This is a genomic window from Methylobacterium sp. FW306-05-D (genome assembly GCF_058782155.1).
Genome location: NZ_JBYSXL010000005.1, coordinates 26,694 through 44,761 on the forward strand (window position 1 = coordinate 26,694; position 18,068 = coordinate 44,761).

An 18,068-nucleotide genomic window follows, 5' to 3' on the forward strand; every position below is an offset into this window, starting at 1 on the left:
TCAATCGCTATCATCCGAGCGCCCCACGCTCCAGCCGGCACAGCAAAGGCCTCCCCATGCTCACGGATTCGCTCGACACCAAGACCGAAAAGAGCCACCTCGACATCTTCGACAGCCAGCAGCGCACCGCGATGGCCACGCGTCTCGGCGTGTCCGAGGACCGCCTGAAGCGCGCCGTGCGCCTCGTCGGCAACCGCATCTCGACCCTGAAGAGCTACCTCGAGCGCTGATCGCGCCCGAGATCGGGTGGATGGTGGTGAAGGGCGCTCTCGGGCGCCCTTTTTTCGTGCGCGCCGGCCGTCCCGTCGCGACCGCTCAGGTGCCGTAGCTCTGAACCAGGGAGCCGGCCACGAGGGTCCAGCCATCGACCAGGACGAAGAAGATCAGCTTGAAGGGGAGGGCCACAGTGGCGGGGGGCACCATCATCATGCCGACGGCCATGAGAATCGAAGCGACCACGAGGTCGATGATCAGGAAGGGGATGAACAGCAGAAAGCCGATCTCGAAGGCGCGGCGCAGTTCGGAGATCATGAAGGCGGGCGTGACCACTTCGAGTCCGACCGCTTCGGGACCCGCCGGCACGGGCGCCTTCGCCATGTCGAGGAAGAGCTTCAGGTCCTTCTCGCGGACGTTCTTCAGCATGAAGGTCTTGAACGGCGCCGAGGCGCGCTCGAAGGCGACGCTCTGCGTGATCTGCCCGGCGATCAGCGGCTCGATGCCGTTGCGGTAGGCCTCCCGGCCCACGGGTGCCATGACGAAGGCCGTCAGAAACAGGGCGAGGCTGGTGACCACGGCGTTCGGCGGTGCACTCTGCGTCCCCAGCGCCGAGCGCAGGATCGACAGCACCACCACGATCCGGGTGAAGGATGTGGCCATCACCAGCACCGACGGAGCGAGAGCCAGGACAGTGAGGAGCGCGACGAGTTGCAGCGCCCGCTCGGTGACGCCGCCAGTCCCGAGATCGACCGACAGGCTCTGGGCGCGTACCGCCGCCGTGGTGCAGGCCAACGCCAGACCGGCCCAGATCGGCAGGCGCAGGCGTCTCAGCAGGGAGGGGCTGGATTCGGGCATACGGGTTCCGGCCGGGGCGGCGCGACGCGGCCGCGCGCTCCTCATACCACCGGCGCACCGGGACGCATCCTCGGATGAACCGGAGGCGCGCCGGCATAGACCGCCGTGTCGCGAGCGGATGCAGGGCATCCGCCGGAACGACCTACTGTTTGCGGTCGAGGGGACGGCCGAGCAGGCGCGCGAACTCCGCCTCGATCTCTTCCACGGAGAAGGGATTCGGACTGGCTGGAGGCTTCGCGGGCGCAGCTGGAGCGGGCGCGGGCGGCGGCGTGATGACGGCCGGCGACGTCTCTGCAGGCGCATGCCCCTCGGACTTCGGCGCATCGGCGACGGCTTCGTGGGTCACCGGATCGGACCGAGACTCCGCAACGGCGGGAGTCGGCGTCTCCGGAGGAACGGCCACCGGCTCCTCATCCTCGGCGCGCTCCGTGAACAGAGCATCGTCGACGGCCGCCGGCTCGGGCTCGGAAATCCCCCGGTCCTCGACGGCCGGCGCCTGCGCCGTGGCGGCCATCGCCGCAGCGATCGGATCGATGGCCGAGGATGCGCCGAGAGGCGCCCGGGGCGGCTCGGATCGCACCTCCGGCTCCGAACCTTCCGAGAGTTCGGCTGCAGCCGGGACAGAGTCCGACGGGGCCGGTTCGCTTGCCGCCGCTTGCGCCGGGATCGCCGGACGGACCGCCGCCGAGGGTCGACGCAGGGCCTCCTCCAACTGGCGCGCCATGTCGGACAGGATCGCGGCGTCGATGGCCCGGGTCGCCGGCGCCGGGACGATGGGCGCTGCTGGAACCGGAGCGGGCGGGTCGCGATCTGCCTCCGAATCTGCGCCCCGCTCCGGCAGACCGACGCGCTCCGCAATCGCAGCCGGGACGAGGTTCGTCAGTGATGGCGGCGTACGACGGATGACGCGGGCGAGTTGCGAGTCGCGCGGGCGCGGCGCGGCCGCCGGCGGGCCGCCGGGAACCGGAGCCCGCATACGCTCGGGCGCGGGAGGGACAAACACCTGATCGGCGGCAGGCACGGGCGCCGGCATTTCGAACGATGGCTCGCGGTAGGGGGCGACGGGCTGGGCCATCGGCGCGAGGCTCGGAACAGGGGCCTGCTGGGGCACCGGCGCTTCCGGCATCGTGTTCAGCACGGGCTCGGGCGCCTCGTCGAAGGTGGGCTCCTCCGTCGCCAGGCGGGCGCTCATGCCGCGAAGGATGTTGCGCTCGATCACCACGTCGTTGGGACCGCCGACGAGGAGCAGATGCTCGACATTGTCGCGCCGGAGCAGGATCAGCTGCCGCTGACGGTCGAGCTCGTAGATATCGACGATGCCGAGCCGTGGCTGGCGGCCGCGGGGAGAATTCTTGCCGGAGAGCGGCGAATCCTTGCCGCCGAGGCGGCGGACCAGAAAGACGCCGGTCGCGAGCACGAGAAAGATGACGACGAAGATGATGGCGAACTGGAGGGGAAAGGAGCCATCCGAGCTGAAGAACGATGACAAGACCGGGGTCTCTCGCTTTTGGGGCTCGTGGCCCGACGCAACACTCGAGAACCCAGTATCATGTCCGGCGTCGGCGCGGGCAACAACGTTAAGACTTCGTTAACAGGTCCTTTGCCCGAAGCGGGTTCACCAACGCTGGAGGACATTTAGGAGATTGCGTGGTACCCCGCCGCCCGATTCCGGGACGGCGGGGTGCCGTGTGTCCACGGCGGAGCCGATACGCAACGCGGCCTGGGGCGACCGTGCCCCACACGCGGTTAGCAGCGCCTCAAGCCCCAAGTCGCAGCGGGTCTCGAAACGGGACCCGGCGGCGGGCTCGGCGCGTTTGATCGATGACGCAGCCGGTGAGACCGAGGTGAAACCCGTGGAAGATCAGCATCAGGCTCACCTGCGCGACGCGATCGCGCTGGCCAGCGACAACGTTCTCCAGGGCGGGCGACCCTACGGCGCAGTGATCGTGCGCGACGGTGAGGTCCTGTCGCGCGCCGTCAACACCATCGCGGTTACCCATGATCCGACCGACCATGCCGAGATGGTGGCGATCCGCGAGGTCAGCCGTCGCCTCGGCCGTCCGAAGCTCGACGGCTGCATCGTCTACGCCAGCGGGCGCCCTTGCCCGATGTGCCACGCGGCCATGCGCCTCGCCGGCATCACGCAGGCCTACTTCGCCTACAGTGCGGAAGAAGGCGAACGCTACGGCCTCCTCGGAGCCGGGATCTACGCCGAACTGTGCCAGCCCCTGGGCGCACAGCCGATGCACGTGGAGCATCACCCCGTGGAGGTCGACGAGCATCCCTATGCGCTCTGGCGCGACCGCCAGAACGCACACGGAAAAGGCTGACGCGATGACCGTGCCGCGCTGGATCCCGTTCCTCGCCGCCGCCCTCCTCATTGCGGCGACCGTCACCCTCGGGCTGCTCTGGAGCCGCGGCGCCCTGCGGCATCCGAGCGAAGACGCGCGAACGGCGGGCGCACCGGCCGCCTGTGCGCCACTCAATCCCAGCGGACCGCCGCCGTCCGAATGCCCCCAGGCTCGGCCCCCAACCCAGCGGTCCCCCTGAGATCGCTCCTGTTTCGGCTCCCGCACCGGAGCCTTAACCGGGCGTTAACCATGGGGGCGGCAGATTTTGCCGGTCCCACCGGGCAGATTCTTCCGGGCGAGGCGAGGGTCCACCCCATGTCCGTCACCGACCTGCCCATTCTCGGGATGCTGCGCACGCGGATGCAGTGGCACCAGACCCGCCAGAAGCTCCTGGCCGAGAACGTGGCCAATGCCGACCTGCCCGGCTTCAAGCCTCGGGATCTCGCGAGCCCGGACCTCGGACGTTCCGGCCCGGTCCTGTCTCAGCCGATGGGCACCACCACGAGCAGCAGCCTTGCGGTCACCAACGTGTCCCATATCGCGCCGGGCGGAGGCCCGGACGGTCCGGGCGCCGATCCGCGCCGCGTGAAGGGATTCGAGATCCGCCCGAGCGGCAACGGCGTCAATCTCGAAGAGGAGATGATGAAGGCCGGCGACAATCAGGCGGATTACCAGATGGCCGCCTCGCTCTACCAGAAGAGCCTCGAGACCATCAAAATCGCCATCGGCAAGCGCTGAGCGGCGATCCATCGTCTGACGGAGCGCGCCATGGACTTCCTCAAATCCCTCACCACCGCCGCCTCGGGCCTGAAGGCCCAGTCGAGCCGGATGCGGATCATCGCCGAGAACATCGCCAACGCGGATTCGGCGCCGACCACGGTCGGCGGCCAGCCCTACCGGCGAAAGATCCCGACCTTCACCCAACAGGTCGACCGCGAGACCGGTGCGTCGCTGATCGAGGCCGGACGGGTGCGCCGCGATACCTCGCCGTTCCGGACCAAGTACGACCCGGGCAATCCGAGCGCCAACGCCAAGGGCGAGGTGGCGATGCCCAACGTCAACGGCCTGATCGAGAACATGGACATGCGCGAGGCCCAGCGCTCCTACGAGGCCAACCTCAACATGGTCACGGCGACCCGCCGCATGGTCGCCAAGACCCTCGAGATCCTCAAGGCCTGACCTTTCGCTTCCGACCCCTGAAAGTCCGCCGCCATGACGACCAACGCCTTCGCCGCCGGCGCCTACGCGGCGATTCAGAACATCGGCGCCAAGGGTGCTCCGAAGATTGCGCCGGCCACCGGTGCCTCGGGTTCGAACTTCACCTCGCTCCTGACGTCGACCCTGGACAGCGTCGGCGAGGCCGGGCGCAAGGCCGACAGCCAGGCGCTGGCCGTGGCGGGCGGCAAGGCGAACGTGGTCGACGTGGTGACGGCCGTGGCCGAGAGCGAGACCGCGCTCCAGACGCTCGTCGCCGTCCGAGACCGGGTGATCTCCGCCTACGAGGAAATCATGCGGATGCAGATCTAGGCCGCGGCCTCCGCGTTGCGCCGCTGGCCCCGAAGATATCCGATCCCGACACCTGTGCCCTCAGCGAGCTGACATCCCTTTCATGACCGGTCTCGCCATCATCGACGTCGCCCGCGACGGAATCTTCGTCTTTCTCAAGGTGGCGGGCCCGATCATGCTGGTCGCCCTCGTGGTCGGCCTGGTGGTCTCGCTGTTCCAGGCCCTGACCCAGATCCAGGAACAGACCCTGATCTACGTGCCCAAGATCGTGGCCGTGTTCGCGACCCTGCTGCTCATGCTGCCCTTCATGGGCGACGCGCTGGGCAGCTACATGACCCGCATCGCGGCGCGCATCGTGTCGGGCGGCTGAAGCCTGCTATGAGAGGGCATGAATCTCCTCCTGCCGGGCATCGCGGCGGCCTTCCTCCTCACCTTCGCGCGGATCGGCACCCTGGTGATGCTGATGCCGGGCGTGGGCGAGCAGTTGGTGTCGCCGCGGCTGCGTCTCGCCTTCGCGCTGCTGCTCACGCTGATCCTGTTCCCGACCGTGCGACCGCTCCTGCCGATGCAGGGCGGCGTCATCGCGGGGCCGGGGCTGATCGCACTGCTCATCGGCGAGTTGCTGATCGGCCTGGTGCTCGGCCTCACCGTGCGGATGGTGCTCGCCGCCCTGCAGACCGCCGGCATGATCGTTTCACAGCAACTCGGCCTGTCCTATGCCATGACGGTGGACCCGACGCAGGGCGGGCAGCAGACGGCGATCGGCAACTTCCTGGCGCTGCTCGGCGTCACCCTGATCGTGGCGACCGACCTTCATCACGTCGCCCTCGGAGCGATCGGGCGAAGCTACCTCCTGCTTCCGCCGGACGGCGTGCCGGGCATGGGCGAGGCGGCGAGCCTCGCTCTGAAGGCCATCGCGCGGGGATTCTCCCTCGGCGTCCAGATCTCGGCCCCGTTCATCGCCTTCGGCATCCTGTTCAACGTGGGGCTCGGCGTGCTGGCCCGCCTGATGCCGCAGATGCAGGTGTTCTTCGTGGCCGTCCCGGCCTCGGTCCTGATCGGCATGCTGCTGCTCCTCGGCAGCCTCGGCGTCATGATGGGCGTCTTCCTGGACGATATCGGGCATTACCTGGCGGACCTTGCCGGACGCTGAGCCCCCGCGTGGAGGCCTGAGCGGTGGCCGACGATTCCGATCCGGAAGACAAGACCGAAGACCCGACCCCGCGGCGGATCGAGAAGGCGATCGAGCAGGGCAACGTCCCCAACAGCCCCGAGATCAACACCTTCTTCATCCTGGCCGCCTTCACCATGGCCCTGCTCATGGCTTCGGGCATGATCGCCAAGAACCTCGTGGCGAGCCTGCGCGGCTTCCTGATGAATGCCCACATGGTCCCGTCGGACCCGGCGGCCTACACCGAGATGGGCATGCGCATGCTCATCATCTGCGCCCAGGCACTGGCGGTTCCCGTCGGCCTCGTCGTGGTCGCCGGGCTGGCGGCCGGGCTGATCCAGCACCCCTTCGTCTTCAGCACCGAGGCGCTCGGCCCCAAATGGGACCGGATCTCGCCGATGGCCGGTGTCAAGCGGGTCTTCGGGATGGAGGCCCTGTTCCAGTTCCTGAAAGGTCTCGCCAAGCTCGGCATGGTCGGCGTCGTGGCCGGTACCATCCTGTGGGGCGAGCGCGATCGGATGGAGGTGTTCGCGCGCCTCGACCCCACCGCCGTCCTCGCCGCGATCCTCACCCTCGCCCTCAAGCTGATGGCGGGCATGCTCGGTGTGTTCGTGGCCATCGCGCTCGGCGACGCCGTCTATCAGCGCTTCCGCTGGCACCAGCGCCTGCGCATGTCCAAGGAAGAGATCAAGCAGGAACACAAGGAGAGCGAGGGCAGCCCCGAGGTGAAGGGCCGCTTGAAGCAGATTCGCGCCCAGCGCGTGAAGAAGCGCATGATGGCCGCCGTGCCCACCGCCACTGTCATCGTGACGAACCCGACCCACTACGCCGTCGCCCTGCGCTACGAGGCCGGCATGACGGCGCCCGTCTGCGTCGCCAAGGGCGTCGACTCGCTCGCCCTCAAGATCCGTGCGGTGGCCAAGGACCACGATGTGCCGATCCTCGAGAACCCGCCGCTCGCGCGCGCGCTCCACGCCACCGTGGAGATCGACGAGGAAATCCCGGCTGAGCATTACCGCGCGGTGGCCGAGGTCATCGGCTACGTCATGCGTCTGCGCCGGCGGGCCGCGTGAGGAAGCGGCCGTGAGGATTCGCGCTTGCGCTCGCCACGCTTTATGCACCCTCTTTCGCGAGAATTCTCGGCGACATACGCCGGTTTACCCTTGCTGCGAGCGGAAGCGGGGCGCTAACCGGATGGGCTTCAGGGGTGGGTCGGCGGCGGATGGTTGAGTTCAGCGGACACGGCAAGCCCGCGTCGAACGCGATCGATCGCTCCGAACGGCCCGGACGGGTCGGGCTCCTCCTCGTGCTGGCGGGCCTCCTCGTCGGCGCGGCCGTCGGCCTGTCCTTCGTGGCCAGCGAGCAGGCGCAGCCTCTGATCCTCGGGCTGCTGGCGCTCCTTGCGATGGCGGGCGTGTTCTGCCTCTTCGCCCTCGCCATCGGGGCCATCCAGCTGGCCGGCCAGACCACGCGGGACGACATCACCAAGGCGATCGTCGACGCGGCACCCGACGGCGCCATCGTGGTCGAGGAGGGCGGACGCCTCATCTACGCGAACGAATCCTATCTGCGCATCGCCGGCGGCGAGACCTTCGCCAGCCTGCGGCCGGTGGAACGGGTCTTCGTCGGTTCGCCGGAGGTCTCCGAGGCGGTCTACCGCCTCGCCCAGGCCTCCCGCGACGGCCTCGGCCACGCTGAGGAAATCCGGATGGCGCCGCCGCCCGGCAGCACCGCCGAGCGCGCCTTCGCGTGGTTCCGCATCAGCGTGCGCCCGATCGAGCGGCCGCGGCGCGGCGCGACCCTGTGGACGGTGAGCGATATCACCCACGAGCGCGAGCGCCAGGAAAACGTCTTCCAGGAACTCCAGCACGCGATCGACTACCTCGACCACGCCCCCGCCGGCTTCCTCTCGATCGATCCGACCGGCTCGATCGTCTACATGAACGCGACCCTGGCGGCCTGGCTCGGCTACGACCTCGCCACCGTCGGCTCCGGCGGCCTGCGCCTGCCCGAGATCGCCCCCGGCGCCGATGTCCTCACCGCTTCCGAGGGACTGCCCGGCGAGGTCCGGACCGACCGGTTCGACCTCGACCTGCGCCGCCGCAACGGCCATCCGCTGCCGGCGCGGCTCTACCATCGGGTCGCCTTCGGTCAGGATGGCCGCCCGGGCCCGTCACGCACCTTCGTGCTCAACCGTTCCGCCGGTGCGGAGAGCGACGAGCCACAGCGCGTCGCCGAGGTGCGGCTCGCACGCTTCCTGAACAACAGTCCGATCGCCATCGCGACCCTGGACCAGAGCGGCCACATCGCGCGGGCCAACGCCTCCTTCGCCCGGCTGTTCGGCGGCCTTCCGCGCCAAGCGTTGCCCGACGGGCGCAACGACCTTCAGGGCGAGCCCACCATGTGGGACGCGATCGCCGAGCGCGATCGCGCCGGCCTCGAGGTGGCCCTGGGCAAGGCCGCTGCCGGCCTCGTCGAGGTCCAGCCGATCGAGATCGCGCTCTCGGGTCCCGGCAACCGCTCGGCCCGGGTCTGGCTGAGCCCGGCGGGGGGCGAGGCGACCGGAGTGGGGCGGGACGAGACCGAACAGCAGAGCGACCGCGAGTTGGTCATCCTCTACGCCCTCGACACCACTGCCCAACGTCAGCTGGAACAGCAGGTGGCGCAGGCGCAGAAGATGGACACGGTGGGCCAGCTCGCCGGCGGCATCGCACACGACTTCAACAACGTCCTGCAGGCGATCATCGGCTATTCGGACCTGCTGCTGGCCAGCCATCGGCCGACCGACCCAGCCTTCCAGGACATCATGCAGATCAAGCAGAACGCCAACCGGGCTGCCAGCCTGGTGCGTCAGCTGCTCGCCTTCTCGCGGCGCCAGACCCTGCGCCCGGAGGTGATGAATGTCGGCGAGGCGCTCTCGGACCTGACCCTGCTGCTGAAGCGCCTGCTCGGCGAGCGGGTCGACCTCGACCTCAAGCACGGGCGCGACATCTGGCCCATCAAGGCGGACGTGAACCAATTCGAGCAGGTGATCGTCAATCTCGCGGTCAACGCGCGCGACGCGATGCCGGAAGGCGGTCGCCTGCTGATCCGCACCGCCAACGTCGCGCACGACGCCGTGCCGAGCGAGAGCCGGGTCGGCATGCCGGTCGGGGACCATGTGCTGATCGAGGTTCTCGATACCGGGCAGGGCATCCCGCCCGATCTCATGGAGAAGATCTTCGAGCCGTTCTTTACCACTAAGGAGATCGGCAAGGGCACCGGCCTCGGCCTCTCGACCGTGTTCGGCATCGTCAAGCAGAGCGGCGGAACCATCGACGTACACTCCACGGTGGGGGAAGGTACCGCGTTCCGGATCTACTTCCCCCGCCACGAACCCGCCGCGGAACCCGCCCACGAGCCGGAGATCGCCCTCGCGCCCCCGTCGCCGCAGACGACCGCCTCCATCGCGGCCAGTCGGCTCAAGGGAACGTCGGACCGCCCCCGGCCCGACGGCGAGAAGCCCGCGCCCCGCAAACCTGCGCCGGACCATACCGGCCAAGGGGTCATCCTCCTGGTGGAGGACGAGGACCCCGTGCGCGCCGTCAACAGCCGCGCGCTCTCGGCCCGCGGCTACACCGTGCTGGAGGCCGCTTCGGGGCTCGACGCCCTACGGATCATCGCCGAGACCACCGAGACCATCGACCTCGTCGTCTCCGATGTTGTGATGCCGGAGATGGACGGGCCGACCCTGCTGCGTGAACTGCGCAAGCAATCTCCCGACCTCAAGGTCATCTTCGTCTCGGGCTACGCCGAGGATGCGTTCCGCAAGAACCTTCCCGACGGCGAGGATTTCAATTTCCTGCCCAAGCCGTTTAGCCTGAAACAGCTCGTCGAGACGGTGAAGGAGACCATCGCCCGCTAGGCGGAAAGCTGGGAGGATTCGCGGCGTTCAGCGCGCGAAATCTCCCGCGCCGCCCTTGCGCGACGAGAACAAAACAAGTACACAATCGGCAACCGAGGCGCATTGAGCCTTACCTCTCCCCCATGCATAAGGATGCCGACGAATGGCCCAGCCCGCGCTGAAAGTTGTGGAATCCCCGATGGTGGACAAGGACAAGGCGAAGGCGATCGACGCCGCACTGTCACAGATCGAACGGGCCTTCGGCAAAGGCTCGATCATGCGCCTGGGCAAGAACGACAAGGTCGCGGAGGTCGAGGTCATCTCCACCGGCTCGTTGGGCCTCGACATCGCGCTGGGCGTCGGAGGCCTGCCCCGCGGCCGCGTCATCGAGATCTACGGCCCGGAATCCTCGGGCAAGACCACGCTGGCCCTGCACACCATCGCCGAGGCCCAGAAGAAGGGCGGCGTCTGCGCCTTCGTGGACGCGGAGCACGCCCTCGACCCGGTCTATGCGCGCAAGCTCGGCGTGCAGCTCGACGACCTCCTGATTTCGCAGCCCGATACCGGCGAGCAGGCTCTGGAGATCACCGATACCCTGGTGCGTTCGGGCGCCATCGACGTGCTGGTGGTCGATTCGGTGGCGGCCCTGACGCCGCGGGCCGAGATCGAGGGCGAGATGGGCGATTCGCAGCCGGGCCTTCAGGCCCGCCTGATGAGTCAGGCCCTGCGTAAGCTCACCGGCTCGATCTCGCGCTCGAAGTGCATGGTCATCTTCATCAACCAGATCCGCATGAAGATCGGTGTGATGTACGGCAGCCCCGAGACCACCACGGGCGGCAACGCGCTGAAGTTCTACGCCTCGGTGCGCCTCGATATCCGCCGCGTCTCGACCCTCAAGGATCGCGACGAGGCCATCGGCAACCAGGTCCGCGTCAAGGTCGTCAAGAACAAGGTCGCGCCGCCTTTCAAGCAGGTCGAGTTCGACATCATGTTCGGCGAGGGCGTCTCGAAGGTGGGCGAGCTCATCGACCTCGGGGTCAAGGCCGGCATCGTCGAGAAGTCGGGCGCCTGGTTCTCCTATGCCAGCCAGCGCCTCGGCCAGGGCCGCGAGAACTCGAAGGGCTTCCTGCGCGACAACCCGGAGATCGCCGGCAAGATCGAAGCATCGATCCGGCAGAATTCCGGTCTCGTCGCGGAGAAGATTCTTGAGAACGCCAAGCCGACCGAGGACGAGCTCGATGAGGGCGAGGCCTGAGGACGGTACCCCCCGCCCAACGGGCGGAGGAGTCGGCCCGATCGGAAACGAAGAGAGCCGCCGGGGCACACCCGGCGGCTCTCTTCGTTTCCGCGGACAGCGATAGGCCTTGATGTCTATCCCGGCGGGAGGACATCGACCTGGATCGCCGAATAATAGGCGGCCAGGTCGGCGATCTCCGCGTCACTCAGGGGCTTGGCAACGACGTTCATGATCTCGTTGCGGCGGACGCCGTCCCGATACTCCGTCAACGCCTTGATCAGGTAGGGCTCGACCTGACCCGAGAGATTCGGGGCCTCGGGCAGTTTCGAGACCCCGTCGAGGCCGTGGCAGGTCTGGCACGCGATGGCGACCTTGCGCCCGGCCTTCGCGTCGCCGGCATGCGCCTCCACCGGACTCATGACAGAGGCGAGCAGGCAGAGCAGGGCCGTGCCGAGTGGAGCGCGCACCACCGTCACTTGCCCTCGTACGAGATGCGGTAGATCGCACCGGCCGTGTCGTCGGCCACGAGGAGCGAGCCGTCCAATAGGACAGCGACATCGGTCGGGCGGCCGAGATACTCGCCGTCCTGCGTCAGCCAGCCTTCCGCGAAGGGCTTGGGCGTGCCCGCCTTGCCGTCCTTGTCGACGGGCACGAACATGATCCGCGCTCCGATCGGCTGGGTCCGGTTCCAGGAGCCGTGCTCGGCGGTGAAGATTCCGCCCTTATACGAATCGGGGAACATGCGCCCGTTGTAGAAGGTCATTCCGAGATCGGCCGCGTGCGGAGGCAGTTCGGCCTGCGGGAAGACCACGTCCTTCGGCGGCGCCTCGTCCTTGTATTCGACGGTGCGGACATGGCCGCCGCCGAACCAAGGGAATCCGAAGTTCTCACCGGCCTTCGCAATGCGGTTCAGCTCGCCCGGCGGGATGTCGTCGCCCATGCCGTCGACCTGGTTGTCGGTGAACCACAGCGCCTTGTCGGCGGGGTTGAAGTCCATCCCCACCGAATTGCGGATGCCGGTCGCGTAGACCTCCCGGTTCTTGCCGTCGGCATCCATGCGGATGATGCCGCCGATCCCGGTCCTGGCGTAGAGATCGCGCTTGGCCGCTGGCGGTACGTTGTAGGGCTGCCCGAGGGAGATATAGGTCTTGCCGTCGGGGCCGACCCGGCACATCCGGGCGGTGTGATTGTAGCTCTCCTCGGCGGCGGGAATCAGGTCGCCCTGCTTCACCAGGACGCCGGCGGCGACGTCGGGGCTCTCGTAGAAGAACTCCGCGGCGGGGAAGGACAGGACCCGGTTCTGCTCGACGATGGTCAGCACCCCGTCTTTCGAGAAGCAGACGCCGTTGGGAATCTTGAAGTCGATGCTGGCGGCGAAGGCGCGGACCTCGTCGGCGACCCGATCCTTGTCTCGGTCGGTGACGGCGTAGACCTTGCTCTTGCGCGTTCCGACGAACAGCACGCCGGCATTGGGCCCCACCGCGATCGATCGCGCATCCGGCACCACGGCGTAGAGGTCGATCTTGAAGCCCTCGGGCAGCTTGATCTTGGACAGCGTCTTGCGCAGGGCATCGGCGCGCCGGCCGGTCTGGGGAATCTCCGGTGCCTCGACGGTGCCGGTGCTCTGCATTCCCGTGAGCTTCTCGAGAGCGTCGGCCTTCGCCTTGGTCTCGGCGGGGGCGGCACCCTGCGCGAAGGCGCCTGTAGAGAGCGCCAACGCGGCGCAGCCGGCCAGAAGCGTTGCGGTGAGGACCGATCGCATGGATGTCTCCCGGAATCCGCCCGCATGATCGGGGCGGTTGAGCCCCGACGATATGCGCCTGCCAGTCACGCCGACAAGGGGAGGAACGCGGTCGCCACACCGCCGGTGCCTCAAGGCGTGTAGGGCAGAAGCTTGATGAACAGGCCCCACAGCACGAACAGGATGCCGGCGACCGAGACCAGCCAGACCAGGGACCGCACCTTCGGAATGCCGAAACCGTAGACGGGCAGGTAGATCAGCCTGGCGAAGAAGTAGAGGTAGGCGCCGAGGACCACCGCCGTATTGTGCCGGCCTGTCGCCACGCAGGCGAGGACGAGGGCGGCGAAGATCGGGAAGGTCTCGAAGAAATTCTTCGATGCCTTCTCCAGCCGGCTCGCAGCGCCCGTCACCTCGGGCGTCGAGCCCTCGCGGTTGCTGGAGGCCCAGCCGAGACCACCCCGCTGCTGCACGCCGCTGGCGGAGGCGGCCGTGATGTGGGCCAGGCCGAGCAGGCAGGACCAGGCGAGGAGGCGGATTTCGACCGGCATGGCGGTGTGTCCGTGTTGAGGAGGGGAGAGGCGTTCCTAGCTCGGCGGTGAGCAAAAGCGAAACGACCGTGACTTGCGCCGGAACGCTCCTTATGAGTGCGCCAGCGCGGAACACCCGAAAACTGGCGGGGCGTTCCGCGCGCGGCATGCATGCGCGCCGGACGAGCCCGGCGCGTCCGCATCCGGCGGCACCCTACGACAGAGTTGTGATGCGATGAGCGGCGTCAACGAGATCCGGTCGACCTTCCTCGACTACTTCGCAGCAGCGGGCCACGAGGTGGTGCCGTCCTCCTCGCTCGTGCCCCGCAACGACCCGACGCTGATGTTCACCAATGCCGGCATGGTGCAGTTCAAGAACGTCTTCACCGGCGTCGAGAAGCGGCCCTACGACCGGGCGACCACGGCCCAGAAATGCGTCCGCGCCGGCGGCAAGCACAACGATCTCGACAACGTCGGCTACACCGCCCGGCATCACACCTTCTTCGAGATGCTCGGCAACTTCTCCTTCGGCGACTACTTCAAGCCGCGGGCGATCGAGCTGGCCTGGAACCTGATCACCAAGGAGTTCGGCCTCTCCAAGGACCGGCTGCTGGTGACGGTCTATGCCGATGACGACGAGGCGGCCGGCCTCTGGCGCAAGATCGCGGGCTTCTCGGACGACCGCATCATCCGCATCGGGACCTCCGACAATTTCTGGCAGATGGGCGATACCGGCCCCTGCGGCCCCTGTTCCGAGATCTTCATCGATCAGGGGCCGACGCTCCAGGGTGGCCCGCCCGGCTCGCCGGACGAGGACGGCGACCGCTTCCTGGAGTTCTGGAACCTCGTCTTCATGCAGTACGAGCAGATCGAGCCGGGCAACCGCCTCGCCCTGCCGCGTCCCTCCATCGACACCGGCATGGGCTTGGAGCGCATGGCGGCGATCCTCCAGGGGGTGAAGAGCAACTACGAGACCGACCTGTTCCGTGCCCTGATCGACGCCGTCAGCCACGCAGTCGGCCGCCCCCCGGAACCCGGCAACGTCGCCTCCTATCGGGTCATCGCCGATCACCTGCGCGCCGCCTCCTTTCTCGTGGCCGACGGTGTGCTGCCGGGCAACGAGGGTCGCGGCTACGTCCTGCGCCGCATCATGCGCCGCGCCATGCGCCACGCCGAGCTTCTCGGCTCGCGCGAGCCGATGATGTACCGCCTCGTCCCGACGCTCCTGCGCGAGATGGGCCAGGCCTATCCGGAACTGACCCGCGCGGAGGGACTCATCGCCGAGACCCTGCGCCTCGAGGAGACCCGCTTCCGCCGCACCCTGGAGCGCGGCCTCGCGATCCTCGATGCCGAGAGCCGCGACCTGAGCTCCGGCCAGAACCTCTCGGGCGAGACGGCCTTCACCCTCTACGACACCTACGGCTTCCCCCTCGACCTGACCCAGGACGCCCTGAAGGCGCGCGGCATTGGCGTCGACACGGAGGCGTTCGGGCAGGCCATGGAGCGTCAGCGCAAGGCCGCCCGTGCCGCCTGGACCGGCTCCGGCGAGGCCGCCACCGAGACGGTCTGGTACGGCCTGAAGGAACGCGTCGGCGCCACCGAATTCCTCGGCTACGAGACCGAGAGGGCCGAAGGCATCGTCACGGCCCTGCTGCACGACGGCGCCGAGACCGAGAGCCTGAAGGCGGGCGAGACCGGTCTGGCCCTCGTCAACCAGACGCCGTTCTACGGCGAATCCGGCGGACAGGTCGGCGACACCGGGACCCTGTCGGCGGCCGGCCTGAAGGCGCGCGTCACCGCCACGGAGAAGAAGCTCGGCGATCTCTTCGTCCACCACGTCACGGTGGAGGAGGGCACGCTGTCGCTCAACCAGGCCGTGGAACTCGCCGTCGACCACGGGCGCCGCTCAGCGATCCGCGCCAATCACTCGGCGACCCACCTGCTGCACGAAGCCCTGCGCCAGGTCCTCGGCGATCACGTCGCTCAGAAGGGCTCCCTGGTCTCCCCCGACCGCCTGCGCTTCGATTTCAGCCATCCGAAGCCGATGGACGAGGCGGAGATCCGCGCCGTCGAGGATATCGCCAATGCGGTGCTTCTCCAGAACACGCCGGTGATCACCAAGCTGATGGCCGTGGACGAGGCGATCGAATCCGGTGCTCGCGCCCTGTTCGGCGAGAAGTATGGCGACGAGGTCCGCGTCGTCTCCATGGGCGAGCCGGTCGCCGGCGAGGGCGGCCGCACCAAGGCCTTCTCCGTGGAGCTCTGCGGCGGCACCCATGCTCGGCGCACCGGCGAGATCGGCCAGGTCTCGGTCGTGGCCGAGAGCGCGGTCGGCGCCGGCGTGCGGCGCATCGAGGCGCTGACCGCGGATGCGGCGCGGCGCCATCGCGCGGAGGAGAGCCGGACGCTGGCACAGATCGCCGGCCTGCTGAAAGCCCCGACTGCCGACGTTCCGGACCGGCTCGCGGCCCTGATCGAGGATCGTCGGCGCCTGGAGCGCGACCTCACCGATGCGCGCAAGAAGATCGCCATGGGCGGCGCGGGCTCGGGCGGAGACGACGGCATCGCCGAGATCGCCGGCGTGAAGGTCATGGCCCGGGTGGTCGAAGGCGTCGAGATGCGCGACCTGAAGAGCCTCGCCGACGAGGGCAAGACCCGGCTCGGCTCCGGCATCGTCGCCATCGTGGGAGTCGCCCCCGACGGCAAGGCCGGTCTCGTCGTCGGCGTGACCCCGGACCTCACGGAGCGCTACGACGCCGTGGCCCTGGTCCGGGCCGGCGCAGGGCATCTCGGCGGCAAGGGCGGCGGCGGGCGCCGTGACATGGCCCAGGCCGGCGGCCCTGAGGGCACGGGCGCCCAGGCGGCCATCGACGCGATCCGGGCTGCACTCGCGCCCTGATCCCGACATGCCGGCCTGCCCCGCTCGAAGCAGGAAAGGCCGGCCGTCGCTCAGTTCACGCGCTTCCAGGACTGGCTCTTGCAGAACACGCTCATCACGCACCCCGACACCTCGACGACGTCGGGTCCCTTGAGGGTCATGGTGCCCGCGTAGGTCTTGCCATCGTTCGGATTGTACAGCGTCCCCTCGTAGCCCTTCGGGCCGGCGGTGCGGGTGTTCATGATCTGCACGCCGACGAGACTGCGGGAGCGGAGTGCGGGATCGGGATTCTTGGCATCGAGGCCCGGGCCGGCGACGCTCGCCAGCGTGCCGCAATAGCCGTCGCCGCAGCGGCTGATCCGCACCTTTGAGGCGCCGGTCTCGGTCAGCCACAGGCCCGTGGCGTCCCGTCCCTGCTGGGCGAGCGCCGCGCTCCCGAGCAGGAGCCAGAGCGCTCCCAGGCCTCCCATATTCCGCAGCACCCGTCCGGTGATCGCCATGTCCTCATCCCTCGCCCCGAGCCCTTGCCGGGCGAGGGGCATAGCGCGGGAACCCCGACACTGGCCAGACCTCTCGCGCGACGCCCGTGGTAGCCGGGATTGGACTCAGGCGCCCGCCAGGACGGCCCCGGTATAGACTTCACCGACCTCGCACAGGGGCAGACCATCCGCCCGAAGAAGCAGCGCCTCGATCGCGAAGAGCGGTTCGATCAGGCCGGCCTTGTCCGGGGCATCGGCCGCGGGGAGGAGGCGCAGGGACAGATTCCGCCGCGAGGGCGAAAGCGCATGCACGACCCGGCCGAACGGCACCTCGCTGGTTTCCAGGAGCGCGTTCATCGCGGGCGTCAGGCGTGACGGAACGTACCAGTTCTCCGCCTCCGACAGGACAAGGGCGCCACAGGTGAGGCGGACCCGGCGGTAGCGTAGCGGCGCTTCCCGGGCGACCGCGAGGCGCTCCCGCTGTGCCGGGCTCGCGGGATGCTCGGGCGCCGGGATCGCCCGGGCGAGCAGACCCGACTCCTGTGCGAGGCCGCGGCCGCGACACCAATGCTCCAACACCGCCGTGGCGCTGGGGCCGGCCAGCAGGCGATCACAGAGGTCCTTCAGGAGGATCGCGGCAGCAGGGATCGTGACCGGGTCGCCAGGGGGGGACGTCGTCATGAACACCGAAGCCAGAAACACCGAACCGCGTCCAATTCAGCCGCCTCACGAACCATCGTGGCCGGCGCATGGGCTCTCACCGCACCGCCATACGCAGCACACGCGAAAAGGTCCATGTCGATGTCGGGGAGCGTCGGGGAAGTTTTGGTGGAGCCTAACGGGATCGAACCGATGACCTCTTCCATGCCATGGAAGCGCTCTCCCAGCTGAGCTAAGGCCCCACTTTCAACACCCCGGTCTCTGGAAATCCCAGGGTGGTCTTTCGCAACGGAGCGGCTTGAACCGCACCGGCGATGGCGGTGGCATACTGGGATCGGGCGGCCGCCTCAACCCCTATTTCGCGCTTCCGGCGTTTTCGTCCCCATTGCGACCCGGAAGCAACGGAGAGGACGAAACGCGGAGAACCGCACGACGCGAGCGCATCGAGCGGGCCATCGTAGAATTATAACGTGGTAGAGAAATGAGATTGGTGGAGCCTAACGGGATCGAACCGATGACCTCTTCCATGCCATGGAAGCGCTCTCCCAGCTGAGCTAAGGCCCC

The 18,068-nt window shown here is 68.3% G+C and carries 19 protein-coding genes and 2 tRNA genes; 12 read left to right on the top strand and 9 right to left on the bottom strand.

What is annotated here, in order from left to right; genetic code table 11:
• Positions 1–56: 56 nt before the first annotated feature.
• The gene (locus AC3WLN_RS03515) at positions 57–230 is read left to right on the top strand and encodes a DUF3606 domain-containing protein (protein WP_492479574.1); all 174 of its coding nucleotides are present in this window, start codon (positions 57–59) and stop codon (positions 228–230) included.
• An 85-nt stretch (positions 231–315) separates the two neighbouring features.
• On the opposite strand, the gene fliP is transcribed toward AC3WLN_RS03515, so the two are convergent.
• Both fliP and AC3WLN_RS03525 read right to left on the bottom strand, forming a co-directional pair.
• Complete coding sequence (gene fliP, locus AC3WLN_RS03520) at positions 316–1,071, bottom strand: flagellar type III secretion system pore protein FliP (RefSeq protein WP_463780160.1); 756 nt, start codon at positions 1,069–1,071, stop codon at positions 316–318.
• 142 nt (positions 1,072–1,213) lie between these two features.
• On the bottom strand, positions 1,214–2,146 hold the full coding sequence (locus tag AC3WLN_RS03525; RefSeq protein ID WP_492479576.1) for a hypothetical protein: 933 nt from the start codon (positions 2,144–2,146) through the stop codon (positions 1,214–1,216).
• 174 nt (positions 2,147–2,320) lie between these two features.
• Between AC3WLN_RS03525 and AC3WLN_RS03530 the strand changes: the two genes are divergently transcribed.
• The 10 genes from AC3WLN_RS03530 (at position 2,321) to recA (ending at position 11,237) form a co-directional block, all read left to right on the top strand.
• Positions 2,321–2,557 (top strand): hypothetical protein, encoded by a 237-nt coding sequence (locus AC3WLN_RS03530; RefSeq protein WP_492479578.1) that lies wholly within the window; start codon positions 2,321–2,323, stop codon positions 2,555–2,557.
• A gap of 367 nt (positions 2,558–2,924) precedes the next feature.
• A complete protein-coding gene (locus AC3WLN_RS03535) occupies positions 2,925–3,401 on the top strand; it encodes a nucleoside deaminase (protein WP_492479580.1) in 477 nt (158 codons plus the stop codon).
• A gap of 336 nt (positions 3,402–3,737) precedes the next feature.
• Positions 3,738–4,160 carry a flagellar basal body rod protein FlgB gene (flgB, locus tag AC3WLN_RS03540; protein ID WP_492479582.1) on the top strand — a complete coding sequence of 141 codons (423 nt, stop codon included), beginning with the start codon at positions 3,738–3,740 and terminating at the stop codon, positions 4,158–4,160.
• A 30-nt stretch (positions 4,161–4,190) separates the two neighbouring features.
• Positions 4,191–4,601, top strand: coding sequence for a flagellar basal body rod protein FlgC (flgC, locus tag AC3WLN_RS03545; protein WP_463780148.1), 411 nt, complete (start codon positions 4,191–4,193; stop codon positions 4,599–4,601).
• Between the two features lie 33 nt (positions 4,602–4,634).
• Positions 4,635–4,949, top strand: a complete 315-nt coding sequence (gene fliE / locus AC3WLN_RS03550; protein ID WP_463780145.1) for a flagellar hook-basal body complex protein FliE — start codon at positions 4,635–4,637, stop codon at positions 4,947–4,949.
• An 82-nt stretch (positions 4,950–5,031) separates the two neighbouring features.
• The gene (gene fliQ / locus AC3WLN_RS03555; RefSeq protein ID WP_056470232.1) at positions 5,032–5,298 is read left to right on the top strand and encodes a flagellar biosynthesis protein FliQ; all 267 of its coding nucleotides are present in this window, start codon (positions 5,032–5,034) and stop codon (positions 5,296–5,298) included.
• A gap of 18 nt (positions 5,299–5,316) precedes the next feature.
• The gene (gene fliR, locus AC3WLN_RS03560) at positions 5,317–6,081 is read left to right on the top strand and encodes a flagellar biosynthetic protein FliR (RefSeq protein WP_463780140.1); all 765 of its coding nucleotides are present in this window, start codon (positions 5,317–5,319) and stop codon (positions 6,079–6,081) included.
• A 23-nt stretch (positions 6,082–6,104) separates the two neighbouring features.
• On the top strand, positions 6,105–7,172 hold the full coding sequence (flhB, locus tag AC3WLN_RS03565) for a flagellar biosynthesis protein FlhB (RefSeq protein ID WP_492479586.1): 1,068 nt from the start codon (positions 6,105–6,107) through the stop codon (positions 7,170–7,172).
• A 149-nt stretch (positions 7,173–7,321) separates the two neighbouring features.
• Positions 7,322–10,003: a cell cycle histidine kinase CckA gene (gene cckA / locus AC3WLN_RS03570; RefSeq protein WP_492479588.1), complete on the top strand. Its 2,682-nt coding sequence runs from the start codon at positions 7,322–7,324 to the stop codon at positions 10,001–10,003.
• 142 nt (positions 10,004–10,145) lie between these two features.
• Entirely contained in the window at positions 10,146–11,237 is a 1,092-nt protein-coding gene (gene recA, locus AC3WLN_RS03575) for a recombinase RecA (RefSeq protein ID WP_463780131.1), read from the top strand.
• Positions 11,238–11,353: 116 nt separating this feature from the next.
• On the opposite strand, the gene AC3WLN_RS03580 is transcribed toward recA, so the two are convergent.
• The 3 genes from AC3WLN_RS03580 to AC3WLN_RS03590 form a co-directional block, all read right to left on the bottom strand.
• On the bottom strand, positions 11,354–11,638 hold the full coding sequence (locus tag AC3WLN_RS03580) for a c-type cytochrome (RefSeq protein WP_492479694.1): 285 nt from the start codon (positions 11,636–11,638) through the stop codon (positions 11,354–11,356).
• Positions 11,639–11,691: 53 nt separating this feature from the next.
• The gene (locus AC3WLN_RS03585) at positions 11,692–12,981 is read right to left on the bottom strand and encodes a PQQ-dependent sugar dehydrogenase (RefSeq protein ID WP_492479590.1); all 1,290 of its coding nucleotides are present in this window, start codon (positions 12,979–12,981) and stop codon (positions 11,692–11,694) included.
• A gap of 110 nt (positions 12,982–13,091) precedes the next feature.
• Positions 13,092–13,508, bottom strand: a complete 417-nt coding sequence (locus tag AC3WLN_RS03590; protein ID WP_492479592.1) for an MAPEG family protein — start codon at positions 13,506–13,508, stop codon at positions 13,092–13,094.
• Positions 13,509–13,722: 214 nt separating this feature from the next.
• Here AC3WLN_RS03590 and alaS point away from each other — a divergent pair, with 214 nt between their 5' ends.
• On the top strand, positions 13,723–16,386 hold the full coding sequence (alaS, locus tag AC3WLN_RS03595; RefSeq protein WP_492479594.1) for an alanine--tRNA ligase: 2,664 nt from the start codon (positions 13,723–13,725) through the stop codon (positions 16,384–16,386).
• 50 nt (positions 16,387–16,436) lie between these two features.
• Here alaS and AC3WLN_RS03600 read toward each other — a convergent pair whose 3' ends face one another.
• From AC3WLN_RS03600 to AC3WLN_RS03615, 4 genes are all read right to left on the bottom strand, one after another.
• The gene (locus AC3WLN_RS03600; RefSeq protein ID WP_492479696.1) at positions 16,437–16,835 is read right to left on the bottom strand and encodes a DUF2147 domain-containing protein; all 399 of its coding nucleotides are present in this window, start codon (positions 16,833–16,835) and stop codon (positions 16,437–16,439) included.
• Between the two features lie 135 nt (positions 16,836–16,970).
• Positions 16,971–17,525: a hypothetical protein gene (locus AC3WLN_RS03605; protein ID WP_492479596.1), complete on the bottom strand. Its 555-nt coding sequence runs from the start codon at positions 17,523–17,525 to the stop codon at positions 16,971–16,973.
• A 145-nt stretch (positions 17,526–17,670) separates the two neighbouring features.
• Positions 17,671–17,746: transfer RNA gene (locus AC3WLN_RS03610), tRNA-Ala, on the bottom strand.
• A 246-nt stretch (positions 17,747–17,992) separates the two neighbouring features.
• A tRNA-Ala gene (locus AC3WLN_RS03615) sits at positions 17,993–18,068 on the bottom strand.